Annotated in this window: 11 protein-coding genes; 7 read left to right on the top strand and 4 right to left on the bottom strand. The window is 70.1% G+C overall.

Translation table 11 applies throughout. The features are described 5' to 3' along the window. Positions 1-124: 124 nt before the first annotated feature. The 4 genes from OHA77_RS30520 (at position 125) to OHA77_RS30505 (ending at position 4,680) form a co-directional block, all read left to right on the top strand. Positions 125-640, top strand: coding sequence for a histidine kinase (locus OHA77_RS30520; protein WP_326824726.1), 516 nt, complete (start codon positions 125-127; stop codon positions 638-640). A 55-nt stretch (positions 641-695) separates the two neighbouring features. Continuing rightward, on the top strand, positions 696-1,760 hold the full coding sequence (locus OHA77_RS30515) for a DUF4097 family beta strand repeat-containing protein (RefSeq protein ID WP_406312831.1): 1,065 nt from the start codon (positions 696-698) through the stop codon (positions 1,758-1,760). Between the two features lie 76 nt (positions 1,761-1,836). Next, a complete protein-coding gene (locus OHA77_RS30510) occupies positions 1,837-2,046 on the top strand; it encodes a hypothetical protein (protein WP_326824728.1) in 210 nt (69 codons plus the stop codon). 243 nt (positions 2,047-2,289) lie between these two features. After that, positions 2,290-4,680 carry a Tex family protein gene (locus OHA77_RS30505; RefSeq protein ID WP_406312830.1) on the top strand — a complete coding sequence of 797 codons (2,391 nt, stop codon included), beginning with the start codon at positions 2,290-2,292 and terminating at the stop codon, positions 4,678-4,680. A gap of 73 nt (positions 4,681-4,753) precedes the next feature. Here OHA77_RS30505 and OHA77_RS30500 read toward each other — a convergent pair whose 3' ends face one another. Together OHA77_RS30500 and OHA77_RS30495 are read right to left on the bottom strand one after the other, a co-directional pair. Further along, positions 4,754-5,827: an AI-2E family transporter gene (locus OHA77_RS30500; RefSeq protein WP_326824730.1), complete on the bottom strand. Its 1,074-nt coding sequence runs from the start codon at positions 5,825-5,827 to the stop codon at positions 4,754-4,756. Positions 5,828-5,853: 26 nt separating this feature from the next. Beyond that, positions 5,854-6,489, bottom strand: a complete 636-nt coding sequence (locus OHA77_RS30495) for a DUF998 domain-containing protein (protein WP_406312829.1) — start codon at positions 6,487-6,489, stop codon at positions 5,854-5,856. Positions 6,490-6,756: 267 nt separating this feature from the next. Here OHA77_RS30495 and OHA77_RS30490 point away from each other — a divergent pair, with 267 nt between their 5' ends. The 3 genes from OHA77_RS30490 (at position 6,757) to OHA77_RS30480 (ending at position 10,047) form a co-directional block, all read left to right on the top strand. Continuing rightward, the gene (locus OHA77_RS30490) at positions 6,757-7,119 is read left to right on the top strand and encodes a MerR family transcriptional regulator (RefSeq protein ID WP_406319896.1); all 363 of its coding nucleotides are present in this window, start codon (positions 6,757-6,759) and stop codon (positions 7,117-7,119) included. Next, positions 7,116-8,096 (top strand): aldo/keto reductase, encoded by a 981-nt coding sequence (locus OHA77_RS30485; protein WP_406312828.1) that lies wholly within the window; start codon positions 7,116-7,118, stop codon positions 8,094-8,096. Before OHA77_RS30490 ends, OHA77_RS30485 begins: the two co-directional genes overlap by 4 nt. A gap of 193 nt (positions 8,097-8,289) precedes the next feature. Beyond that, a complete protein-coding gene (locus tag OHA77_RS30480) occupies positions 8,290-10,047 on the top strand; it encodes a bifunctional metallophosphatase/5'-nucleotidase (RefSeq protein ID WP_406312827.1) in 1,758 nt (585 codons plus the stop codon). A gap of 93 nt (positions 10,048-10,140) precedes the next feature. Here the strand turns inward: OHA77_RS30480 and OHA77_RS30475 are convergent, their stop codons facing one another. Together OHA77_RS30475 and OHA77_RS30470 are read right to left on the bottom strand one after the other, a co-directional pair. Continuing rightward, the gene (locus tag OHA77_RS30475; RefSeq protein WP_406312826.1) at positions 10,141-10,899 is read right to left on the bottom strand and encodes a hypothetical protein; all 759 of its coding nucleotides are present in this window, start codon (positions 10,897-10,899) and stop codon (positions 10,141-10,143) included. A gap of 21 nt (positions 10,900-10,920) precedes the next feature. Then, positions 10,921-12,066: a branched-chain amino acid ABC transporter substrate-binding protein gene (locus tag OHA77_RS30470; RefSeq protein ID WP_406312824.1), complete on the bottom strand. Its 1,146-nt coding sequence runs from the start codon at positions 12,064-12,066 to the stop codon at positions 10,921-10,923. Positions 12,067-12,137 lie beyond the last annotated feature (71 nt).

The raw sequence follows: 12,137 nt of genomic DNA, 5'->3' as shown, positions 1-12,137 counted from the left end.
GCCGCCGACACACCGGGCGCAGCATGGCGTGACGCCTCGGACGACCCACTATGACGTCACATGAATTTATCGATGACGTCATTCAGGGTTGCGCTGACGTCAAAGTGACGTCATAGTGATGCTTATGGACGTCACGCCCTTCGTCGAGAACCTCCGCCGCGCGCTGGCCGCGTCGGCGGCGGTCGCCGACCCGGAGACCCGAGCCGCCGTGGAGAACCTCACGACGGCACTGGACTCCGCTGTCAGACTCACCCTCATCGACGCGCTCTCCGCAGCCGCCGACGAGGTCACCCGCGAGCTCGCCCCGGGCTCCGTCGAGGTACGGATCCGCAGCCGCGAACTCGAGTTCGTGGTGACGCCGCCCCCGGCGGCGGACGTCTTCACCTCACCCGTACCGCCCCTGCCCCCCGGCCCGCCGCCGCTTCCCGAACCGCCCTCGCCACCCGGCGACGCGGGCACCGCACGCGTCACGCTGCGACTGCCCGAGCCGCTCAAGGGCCGGATCGAGGAGGCCGCGGGCATGGAGGGCGTCTCCGTCAACGCCTGGCTGGTCAGAGCGGTCTCGACGGCCCTGACCGCACCACAGCGCGAGCCCCGCACGCCCGTCGCGGGAAAGCGCATCAGCGGCTGGGTCCGCTGACCCAGCCTCTCCCACAACCTCGTACACCCCCGCAACCCGCAAGGGAGATCTCGTCATGCCCGCATTCCCGGCCGAAGGTCCCGTCACCCTCCACGTGCAGTTCCCCGCAGGCGACCTCGACATCGCGGCCACCCGGCGCGAGGACGCCGTGGTCGAGGTACGGCCCGCCAACCCCTCCCGGTCCGCCGACGTCCAGTTCGCCGAGAAGACCTACGTCGAATACGTCAACGGCACCATCCACATCGAGGCTCCCGAGCGTCCCCTGTCGCTGGGCCGCGGCCCCAGGCTGAAGATCCTCATCGGTCTGCCGGAGAGGTCGCGGGTCGAGTTCGCCACCTCCTCTGCCAACGCCCGGATGACCGGCCCCCTGGGCGATGTCTCCGTCAGCACGTCTTCCGGCCACACGCGGGTCAGCCACTGCGCCACATTCGACGTCAATACCGCCAGTGGTGACGTCACCTGTGACGTCATCGAGGGCGACGCCCGGCTGAAGTCCTCCTCCGGAGACATCGAACTGAGCGAGGTGTACGGCACGGCGACGGTCGGCCTCGCCTCGGGCACCCTTGATCTCGGCATGGTCGGTGGCGCCGCCAGCGTCAAGACGTCCTCGGGGAACGTCCGGATCGGCCAGGCCGACGGATCGGTTCAGGTCAAGTCCACATCGGCTCGGGTCACCATCGAGACGATCACCGCCGGGGACGTCTCGGTGACCAGTTCCTCGGGGAACGTCCGGATCGGCCGGGCCAGTGGGTCCGTCCAGGTCAAGTCCACCTCGGCCGGAGTCACCATCGAGACGATGACCGCCGGGGACGTCTCGGTGACTAGTTCCTCGGGGAACGTCCGGATCGGCCGGGCCAGTGGGTCCGTCCAGGTCAAGTCCACCTCGGCCGGAGTCACCATCGACTCGATCACCGCCGGGGACGTCTCGGTGACCAGCGACTCGGGGAACGTCAGAGTCGGCGTGGCCGAGGGCACCAGTGCCTGGCTGGACGTCTCCTCGACCTCCGGCAAGGTCGCCTCCTCCCTCGAACAGACCGACAAGCCCGACGACGGTGAGCGGGCGGAGATCCACGTCCAGACCATGTCCGGCTCCGTCTCCATCACCCGCGCCCACGCATAGCGCACCCGCGAAAGCGATCCACGGTGACTTCCTCCCCAGAGCTGAAGCCCGGGACCTCCACGCGCAAGGAGATTCGATGAACGACTTTCAGACCTACACCTTCTTCCGCTCGCGGCACGCCGAGTTGATCGCCGAGGCGGAGATCCGGCGCAACCTGCCGAAGCATCCCGGTGCCTCGCGCCGGCGGATGGCCGAGGCCCTCCACGGGCTCGCCGACCGGATCAGCCCGGCGGCCCCCGGCGGCCACGGCCGCCGCTCCACCCCCCGCATGCCGACGACCGCCTGAGCGTCGCCCGGTGCCGACCTGCCCTCCGGACTCCTGCACCGTCCGCGCGGCAGCACGCGAGACCGCGACAGGGGATGCGGTGCCCGGCACGCATTCCCCGTCCCACCTCGCCCGCCGGCCCGCTCGATGTTCCCGTCCGGATGACAGCCGGGGCTCCCCGTCCATCACGTCGGCCCGATGTCAGGGCGACGCGGTAGCTTGGTCCCTGCTCACCGCGGCTGCCCACCACGGCTGCCCGACCATATGGGAAGAGAGACAGTGACGACGTCTATTCATCAGCGGATCGCCGAAGAGCTGGGCGTGCGCGAGCGGCAGGTGCAGGCGGCCGTGGATCTGCTCGACGGTGGGGCCACCGTGCCGTTCATCGCCCGCTACCGCAAGGAAGCCACCGAGATGCTCGACGACGCGCAGCTGCGCACGCTCGAGGAGCGGCTGCGCTACCTGCGGGAGCTGGAGGAGCGGCGGGCCGCGATCCTGGAGTCGATCCGCGGTCAGGGCAAGCTCGACGACGCTCTCCAGGCGCAGATCGCCGCTGCCGACTCCAAGGCCCGGCTGGAGGACATCTACCTTCCCTACAAGCCCAAGCGGCGGACCAAGGCGCAGATCGCCAGGGAGGCGGGGCTCGAACCCCTCGCCGACGGCCTGCTCGGCGACCCGTCGGTCGACCCGCAGGCCGCCGCGGCCGCCTTCGTCGGCGAGGGGGTGGCCGACACCGCCGCCGCGCTGGACGGGGCCCGGGCGATCCTGGTCGAGCGGTTCGGCGAGGACGCCGACCTGGTCGGGGAGCTGCGCGAGCGGATGTGGGGCAAGGGCCGTCTGGTGGCGGCGGTCCGCGAGGGCAAGGAGGAGGAGGGCGCCAAGTTCTCCGACTACTTCGACTTCGCCGAGCCGTTCACCAAGCTGCCCTCCCACCGGATCCTGGCGATGTTCCGAGGGGAGAAGGAGGAGATCCTCACCCTCACCCTGGAGCCGGAGGCCGAGCCCACCGGCACCTACGAGGGGCGCATCGCCCACCGGTTCGGCATCTCCGACCAGGGGCGTCCCGCCGACAGATGGCTGGCCGACACCGTCCGGTGGGCCTGGCGCACCCGCATCCTCGTCCACCTCGGCATCGACCTGCGGATGCGCATGTGGCAGGCCGCAGAGGACGAGGCGGTGCGGGTGTTCGCCGCCAACCTGCGCGACCTGCTGCTCGCCGCCCCCGCGGGCAGCCGCGCGACCATGGGGCTCGACCCCGGCCTGCGCACCGGGGTGAAGGTCGCCGTGGTCGACGCCACCGGCAAGGTGCTGGCCACCGACACGATCTACCCCCACGAGCCGCGCCGCCAGTGGGACCAGTCGCTGGCCACCCTGGCCGCGCTGGCCAAGAAGCACGACGTGGAGCTGGTCTCGATCGGCAACGGCACCGCGTCGCGGGAGACCGACAAGCTCGCCGGCGAGCTGGTGAAACTGGTCCCCGGACTGACCAAGATCGTGGTTTCGGAGGCGGGGGCGTCGGTCTACTCCGCCTCCGCGTTCGCCTCCCAGGAGCTGCCCGGCATGGACGTGTCGCTACGCGGCGCCGTGTCGATCGCGCGCCGGCTCCAGGACCCGCTGGCCGAGCTCGTCAAGATCGATCCCAAGTCGATCGGCGTCGGCCAGTACCAGCACGACCTCGCCGAGACCAAGCTGTCGCGCTCACTCGACGCGGTGGTCGAGGACTGCGTGAACGCGGTGGGCGTGGACGTCAACACCGCCTCCGCGCCGCTGCTGACCCGTGTCTCGGGCATCGGCTCCGGCCTGGCCGAGAACATCGTCCTGCACCGCGACACCAACGGCCCGTTCCGCTCCCGGAAGGCGCTCAAGGACGTGGCCAGGCTCGGCCCCAAGGCCTTCGAGCAGTGCGCGGGCTTCCTGCGCATCCCCGGCGGCGACGACCCGCTCGACGCCTCCAGCGTGCACCCGGAGGCCTACCCCGTGGTGCGCCGCATCCTGTCGGCCGCCGGCGGCGACATCAGGAAGGTGATCGGCAATGGCACGGTCCTGCGGACCCTGCGCCCGCAGGACTTCGTGGACGACACCTTCGGCCTGCCGACCGTCACCGACATCCTGTCCGAGCTGGAGAAACCCGGCCGCGACCCGCGTCCGGCCTTCAAGACCGCGACCTTCAAGGAGGGCGTGGAGAAGCTCTCCGACCTCCAGCCGGGCATGCTGCTGGAGGGCGTGGTCACCAACGTCGCCGCCTTCGGCGCGTTCGTCGACGTCGGCGTGCACCAGGACGGTCTCGTCCATGTCTCGGCCCTGTCCCACACCTTCGTCAAGGACCCTCGCGAGGTGGTCAAGCCCGGTGACATCGTCCGGGTGAAGGTGCTCGACGTCGACATCCCCCGCAAGCGCATCTCGCTCACCCTCCGACTGGAGGACGAGCCGGCCAAGGGCTCCGGCCGGCGCGACCAGCCGGACGGCGGGCGGCGTGACGGCGGCGACGGCAGGCGGGGCGGCCGGCAGGACGGCGGCGGCCAGCAGCAGGGACGCGGCGGCCAGCAACGGCAGAACCGCGGCGGCCAGCAGCAGGGACGCGGCAACGCGCCGAGCGGCGCGATGGCCGACGCGCTGCGCCGCGCCGGCCTCGACGGTTCCGGCGGCAACCGCTAGACGCCTCCCACGGCCGCCGCCCTCACCGGCGGCGGCCGTACGGTCCCCTGAGCGAGGGCCGGTCCGAGCGGCGTCACGGCCCTGCGGGCGCCGTACCCGCCTCCTCCCTGTGGTGACGGATCAGCGCTACGGCGACCGACGCCACCGGGGCTGCCAGGAAGGCTCCGACGATCCCGCCGAGGACGCTGCCCAGCGCGATGATGATCAGAATGACCGCACTGGGCAGTTCCAGCGCCCTGCCGTAGATCTGTGGTGCGAGCACGTGCCCTTCGAGCTGCTGGACCAGGACGGTGACCGCGACCACGATCAACGCCACCCCCCAGCCCTTGGCGACGAAAGCCACGACCGCCGCCAGCAGACCCGCCGCGAACGCGCCCACGACCGGCAGGAACGCTCCGGCGAACGTCAGCACCGCCAGCGGCAGCGCGATCGGCACACCCAGGATCCACAGCGCGATACCGATGAAGAAGCCGTCGACCAGGCCGACGACCGCCACTCCGCGGATGTAGCGGCTGACGACATCGAAGATCACTCGGGCGCTCTCCCGCAGGGGACGCCTGATCCGGGCGGGCGCAAGGTCGGTGATCCACCAGACGAGACGGTCACCGCCGTGCACGAAGTAGATGGACAGGATCATGGCCAGTATCAGGCCGACCAGCAGCTCCCCCACCGTGCGCGCGCCCGCCAGCGCACCGCTGGCGATCTGCCCGCCTTGTTTGCTCAGGTACTGCTTCGCCTGCTCGAACAGCTCCGCGGCCTTCTCTTGGCTCAGGCCGAAGGACGTCGCCACCGACTGCAGATCGGCGGTCGCCTTGCCGAAACTCCGCCCCAGTTCGGCGACGCCGGCGATCGTGGGCGGCACGAGCAGCGCGCCGAACGCGACCAGGAAGAGGAAGCCGCTGAGGCACACGACGACGGTGGCGAGCATCCGGCTCAGCCCGCGTCTTCTGAGCCATTGGTAGGGCGGCATCAAGAGTGTGGTGATGGCCACCCCGAGGATGATGGGGATGGCCACCGTCTGAACCAGGTAGAGAACCCACAGAACCACCGCGGCCAGGGCGATGACCCCGAGCATCAGCCAGGCCGCGCTACCCGCTCTCCACAGCCTGCCGTCGTCCTCGGCGGCTGGGCCGATCCGCTCCCCCATGCTGGGCCTCTTCCCAGCGCGGATCATCAGCAACCGCTTTGAGCTGGGCGGATACGGCCCCGACGGCGGGTAGGAGCGCAGCCGGTGGCCAGCACCAGGCCGAGCACGACCAGCACCGCCACCTCGAAGACCACCACCAGCCGCTGGGTGACCCCGGCGGGAATGTCGTCGTTGGTCAGGTCGAGGCCCGCCATCCGCATGACGTACGGCAGGACCACCAGGACCAGCACCCCCAGAGAGGCCATGCTCAGCAGCCGCACCGTCCGGGCGTAGGGGCTGGTGGCGTAGCGCCGGGCCAGCATCAGGCCCGCCACCGGCATCGTCAGGAAAGCGATGAATGCCGCGTACCGGTGGATGCCACCGGACATCGACAGCGGCACCCCGGGTTCGTCGGTGGGAAAGGCGCCGATCAGCAGCATGCACAGCCCCCAGACCACGACCAGCAGCGCGGCCTTGCGGTTCTCGCCGCGCCGGGCCAGCGCGGTCCCGAAGACCGTCGCGCCCACCGCGAAGAACGTGAGCGAGACGGGCAGCAGCCACCCGTCCGGCTCGAACGCGTACTCACTGATCACGGTGTGCACCGGATCGAGGCCCGCGGCCAGGTGCAGCCCGAGCATCGCGACGGCCCCCGCGCCGATCGCCGCGTAGCCGCCTATGATCACCTTGGTTCCTGAAGAAACCCGACTCTCCATGGCTCAACCATGGCGACGGGCCACCTCTCGGAGTACCGGAAATGATCCCCACTCGCCCCTGACTGATCCCGGAGAGGTCCCAGGGCCGGGTAGTGCCCGCACCCCCGGGGGACGGCCCGCCATCACGGCCGTGAACTGGGTAAAGGCGGTGGATGGTAGAGCCTGCCCCCTCAGGGTCGCGGCTTCCGGGGGACCCCGCTTGACTTGGAGCGTGCTCTAAGGAGCAAAGTGGTGTCCATGGGGATCACCATCCAGGAGGCCTCGCGCAAGTCGGGGCTGAGCGCGCACACGTTGCGCTACTACGAGCGCATCGGGCTCATCCACGAGGTGGACCGGGGCCCGAACGGGCACCGCAGCTACGCGGCACCCGACCTGAACTGGCTCGACTTCCTCACCAAACTACGCGCGACCGGCATGCCGATCGCGGCCATGTGCCGCTACGCCGAGCTGCGCAGGCAGGGCTCGAAGAGCTTCGCCGAGCGGCGGCGGCTGCTGCAGGCCCATCGTGAGCGGGTCAAGGCGCAGATCGCACAGCTCACCGGGGATCTCGCGGTCCTCGACCACAAGATCGACTTCTACACCGCACAGGAGAATGAATGAACAGGCGTCATCTCGGTCAGGGCGGCCCGGAGGTCTCCGCCGTCGGACTCGGCTGCATGGGGATGTCGGAGTTCTACGGCGCGGCCGACGAGACCGAGTCGATCGCGGTCATCCACCGGGCACTCGACCTGGGAGTGAACTTCCTCGACACCGCCGACGCGTACGGCCGGGGCCACAACGAGGAGCTGGTCGGCCGGGCGATCGCCGGCCGCAGGGACGAGGTCGTGCTGGCCACCAAGTTCGGCATCATCAGGAGCGACGACCCGGCCTTCCGCGGCGTCGACGGCAGCCCCGCCTATGTGAAGCAGGCGGCCGAGGCCTCGCTCAAGCGGCTGGGACTGGACCACATCGACCTCTACTACCTGCACCGCCGCGACCCGAAGGTGGCCATCGAGGAGACCGTCGGAGCGATGGCGGAACTGGTCGCCGAGGGCAAGGTCGGCCGGATCGGCCTGTCGGAGGTGAACGCCGAGACGTTGCGGAAGGCGCACGCCACACACCCGATCTCCGCGCTGCAGAGCGAGTACTCGCTGTTCACCCGGGGGCTGGAGGAGGAGATCCTGCCGACCGCCCGCGAGCTGGGCATCGCCCTGGTGGCCTACTCACCGATCAGCCGGGGACTGCTCGGCGGCACCATGACCTCCGCCGAGGAGCTGCCCGACGGCGACTTCCGCAAGCACCTGCCCCGGTTCACCGGGGAGAGCGGGGCCCGCAACGAGACACTCGTCGGCGAGGTCCGCAGGATCGCCGGGGAGGTGGGCTGCACCCCGGCCCAGCTCTCCCTGGCCTGGCTGCTGTCCCGGGGTGAGGACGTCATCCCGATCCCGGGCACCAAGCGGCTGCGCTATCTGGAGGAGAACACGGCGGCGGCCGACATCACGCTGACCCCCAGCCAGCTCGCCGCGCTCGAAGCCGCCGTACCGGCCGGAGCGGTCATGGGGCAGCGCTACCCGGACATGTCCACCATCGAGCGCTGAGCCGTGCGGGGCCGTACCGCACGCCGTACCCGCGGCTCTGACGGGTCCGGCGTGCGGGCCCCTCTCCCACTGGGCGCGGGCAGACGGGCGGGCCCGGCAGCAGAAAGTCACAAAACCCATGGAACGGACAGATAAGCGGGCGATAAGGATTCCGTAACCCTAAGGCAACCTCGAATGGTTACTCTGCCGTCACATGCACAGTAAGAAGCTCGCCATCGTCGGCATGGCCACCCTGGCGGCCATGGCCGTCCCGGCGGTGGCGTACGCCTCCCCCGATCCGTCGGTGACGGTGACCGTGATGGGCACCTCGGACCTGCACGGCAACACCCTGAACTGGGACTACTTCAAGAACAGCGAGTTCACCGACGGCAAGGGCAACGTCGTCGGCCTGGCCAGGGTCTCGACGCTGGTGAACAAGATCCGCGCCGAGCGCGGAGCCGACCGGACCCTGCTGTTCGACTCCGGCGACACCATCCAGGGCACCCCGCTGGCCTACTACTACGCCAAGATGGAGCCGGTCAACGAGACGGGCGAGGTCCACCCGATGGCCCGCGCGATGAACGCCATCGGATACGACGCGGTGACCCTGGGCAACCACGAGTTCAACTACGGTCTGCCGCTGCTGTCCACGTGGGTGAAGCAGATGAAGGCCCCGGTGCTCGGCGCCAACGCGGTGAACGCCAGGACGGGCCTGCCCGCCTACCAGCCCTTCACCATCAAGACGATGAAGATCAAGGGCGAGAAGCCGGTCCGGGTCGGCGTGCTCGGCCTGACCAACCCGGGCGTGGCGATCTGGGACAAGGCCAACGTCGAGGGCAAACTCCGCTTCACCGACCTGATCAAGAGCGCCAAGAAGTGGGTGCCGGTCATCCGCGGGCTGGGTGCGGACGTGGTCGTGGTCACCGCGCACGCGGGCGACAGCGGGATGTCCTCCTACGGCGGCGATCTGCCCGTCGAGAACGCCTCGGCCATGGTCGCCGAGGAGGTGCCGGGCGTGGACGCGGTGCTGTTCGGGCACGCGCACAACGAGGTGGCCCAGCGGTTCGTCACCAACAAGGCCACCGGCAAGCAGGTGCTGCTCACCGAGCCCGGCAAGTGGGGCCAGCGGCTGAGCGTGATGGACTTCCGGCTCACCAGGAAGCACGGCGCCTGGGCGGTCACCGGTGCGTCCTCCGCCACGCTGAACACCAACACGGTGGCCGAAGACCCGAAGATCGTCGCGCTCATGAAGGAGCAGCACGACACCACGGTCACGTACGTCAACACGGTGGTGGCCCAGTCCAAGGAGGAGCTGCTGGCGGCCGAGTCGCCCTACAAGGACACCCCGATCCTGGACTACATCCAGAAGGTCCAGACCGAGACGGTGAAGAAGGCCCTGGAGGGTACGGCGGACGCCGGACTGCCGGTGCTGTCGATCGCCGCGCCGTTCAGCAGGACCGCGACCTTCCCGGCCGGGCCGGTGAGCGTGCGTGACATGGCGGGTCTTTACATCTACGACAACACGCTGATGGCGGTGAAACTCACCGGCGCCCAGCTCAAGGACTACCTGGAGTACTCGGCGAGGTACTACAACCAGCTCGCCGCGGACGCCCCGGTCGACCTGGCCGCGCTGACCAACGCCGGCAACACCCCCGACTACAACTACGACCAGTTCTCCGGCGTCACCTACGACGTGGACGTGGCCAAGCCCGCCGGCCAGCGGATCGCCGCCCTGTCCTACCAGGGGCAGCCGGTCGCCGCCGACCAGCAGTTCGTGGTCGCGATCAACAACTACCGCCAGTCGGGCGGAGGCGGCTTCCCGCACGTCACGACCGCTCCGGTGGTCTACAACGCGCAGGTGGAGATCCGCCAGGCGCTGATCGACTACGCCACGGCGACCGGGACCATCGACCCCGCCCAGTTCGCCGAGTCCGGCTGGAAGCTGACCCGCGACGGCAAGCCGCTCTTCTGACGACGGGCCGCGCCGCAGGCGTCTTCGGGGAACGGCCGGAAGCCCGGCCGCTCCCGTCTCAGGAAGGCACCTCGCAACCCCGATCACGGACCGCTACCTGAGCAGCCTGGCGGGACGGCTTACGCGCGTCCGCACGGTGCCCGCGCCTCCCGCCTCCGCCTTCGTGAGCAGCCAGTGCACCTCACCGGGATGGTGGAGGGTGACCGCCGGGCCGCTCTGGGAGTGATCCGTGATCGGGGCGAGGCCGAGGCGCCTGGCCGCCGTCTCCAGTACCTCGGCCACCATGGAGGTACCGGTGTGCAGGTAGATCATGTTGTGGCTGTTGCCGAGCCCGGAGAGGAGAATGCCCATGCGCCACAGTGCGACGGCCGCCTCGGCGTCCATCTCGGTGTTCGGATTACGCGGATCGAACTGTCGCCGGGCGTCCCGCCATGCGTTGGCCAGTGCTCGCAGGACCAGGTGGTACAGCCCTCTCGGCACCTCGACGCGTACGCCCGGCGCCCGGCCGGGACCGGTCTCGACCGGGGTGACGATGGCCCAGGCCAGCCCCGACAGCAGCCGGGCGATCCGCGCCGCCACCGCCTCACTGCGCGTCTCCACGACGGGCAGGTGGCGCGGCACCGCGGCGCCTGCCCCTTCACCGGTGTTCGCGCGCTCGGCGGGCCGCAGCAGCTGCCAGGCGAGCGCCGCCTCCAGCATGGCGTGGCCGCCGACGGGAGCCTCCGCGAGCGTGTGGTGGATGGTGGCGCCCCCGCGGCCGGAGCGTCCGGCGTACGGTGACCGCACCGGCATCGTGGAAGGGCGCGACGCGACCGGACGATGGACACGGTCGGCGGTCGGGGTGGTCGTCATGGTCTCTGTTCTCCTGCGCGGTCAGTTTCTGGGGATCGGCTTGTCATCGGCGACGATCTGACCGTTGTGGATTCGATAGGCCCACACCGTGACCGACGGATCGACGAGCTCGCCGTCGTCGTTGAATCGGATCTCTGTGGTGATGCCGGTACCGGAGTAGTCGTCGACGAACTTCTCCATGTCGGGGCGCCGTGTGCTGCCGGCGTCGATCCCCCGGAGGAAGACGGTCGCGGCGTCGTAGGCCTCCGCGCTGTAGGTACCCGGCTCGTGGCCGAAGCGGGCCCGGTACTGCCGGGCGAACTCGGGGTCCTTCTCCGGCGGCCGGCATGGGCAGATGAGGACCGCGCCCTCGGCGGCCGCGGCTCCTGCCGTACGGACGAACCCGTCCTCCTTGACCGCGTCCCCCGAGACGAACGTGGCGGTCACCCCCGCGTCGCGCAGCTCGCGCAGGAGCTGGCCGGCCTGGGCGTAGTAGCCGCCGAAGAACACCACATCGGGCGCGGCCGACTCGACCTCGGCGGCCAGTCCGTGGAAGTCGACCAGATTCAGCTGGATCGAGGAGCTCTGCACCACCAGCGGGCCGAGCTCCTTCATGACCAGCTCGCTGAGGCCGTGCCCGTAGGGACTGGCGTCGTCGATGACGAACACCTTCCGCGCGCGCAGCGTCTCTCTGATGTACGAACCGGCGGCCGGTCCCTGCGCGGCGTCACTGCCCATGATGCGGTGGAACACCGACCACTCCCGGTCGCTGAGCCTGGGTTCGGTGGCCGCCGGAGTGATGGTGCTGACCCCGCCCTGATTGAGGATCGGGTTGCCGGCCTGTGACTCGCCGGAGAACGCCGGCCCGACGACACCGACGATCGTCGGATCGGCGACGACCCGCTGGGCAAGCTCGGGCGCCTGTTTCGGGTCGCCCTGGGAGTCGACGGCGACGAGTCCGACGGTGCAGGCCGGATTCCCGGCGTTGTGCCGCTCGACGGCGAGCAGCGCGCCCTCGTGCATGTTACGCCCGAGATTCATGGACTCACCGGTGAGCGGACCGAAGAAAGCGATGCGCAGGCCGCAGCGGCCGGGCTCCGGAACGAGAGCTCCGGTGCCGCCGCAGCCTGACGCCGCTGCCAGCAGCGCCGTCACGGCGAGAGCGGTCAGCCGGCGGACGCCGCGCATCGATCACCTCCAGGCACCTGACTTGCCCGGCCGCCGGGTGACGGATGCCGCGGCATCGGGATGCGCGCCTT

The organism is Streptosporangium sp. NBC_01639 (assembly GCF_045209755.1).
Taxonomy (GTDB): Bacteria; Actinomycetota; Actinomycetes; order Streptosporangiales; family Streptosporangiaceae; genus Streptosporangium.
Note: the sequence above shows the minus strand (reverse complement) of the source record. Positions and strands in the feature narration are given on the sequence as shown.

Excerpts from the sequence above, each read along its gene's own strand:
- OHA77_RS30500 (WP_326824730.1), bottom strand. The coding sequence starts at position 5,827 with ATGGGGGAGCGGATCGGCCCAGCCGCCGAGGACGACGGCAGGCTGTGG.
- OHA77_RS30505 (WP_406312830.1), top strand. The coding sequence starts at position 2,290 with ATGGGAAGAGAGACAGTGACGACGTCTATTCATCAGCGGATCGCCGAA.
- OHA77_RS30490 (WP_406319896.1), top strand. The coding sequence starts at position 6,757 with ATGGGGATCACCATCCAGGAGGCCTCGCGCAAGTCGGGGCTGAGCGCG.
- OHA77_RS30510 (WP_326824728.1), top strand. The coding sequence starts at position 1,837 with ATGAACGACTTTCAGACCTACACCTTCTTCCGCTCGCGGCACGCCGAG.
- OHA77_RS30470 (WP_406312824.1), bottom strand. The coding sequence starts at position 12,066 with ATGCGCGGCGTCCGCCGGCTGACCGCTCTCGCCGTGACGGCGCTGCTG.
- OHA77_RS30485 (WP_406312828.1), top strand. The coding sequence starts at position 7,116 with ATGAACAGGCGTCATCTCGGTCAGGGCGGCCCGGAGGTCTCCGCCGTC.
- OHA77_RS30475 (WP_406312826.1), bottom strand. The coding sequence starts at position 10,899 with ATGACGACCACCCCGACCGCCGACCGTGTCCATCGTCCGGTCGCGTCG.
- OHA77_RS30515 (WP_406312831.1), top strand. The coding sequence starts at position 696 with ATGCCCGCATTCCCGGCCGAAGGTCCCGTCACCCTCCACGTGCAGTTC.
- OHA77_RS30520 (WP_326824726.1), top strand. The coding sequence starts at position 125 with ATGGACGTCACGCCCTTCGTCGAGAACCTCCGCCGCGCGCTGGCCGCG.
- OHA77_RS30480 (WP_406312827.1), top strand. The coding sequence starts at position 8,290 with ATGCACAGTAAGAAGCTCGCCATCGTCGGCATGGCCACCCTGGCGGCC.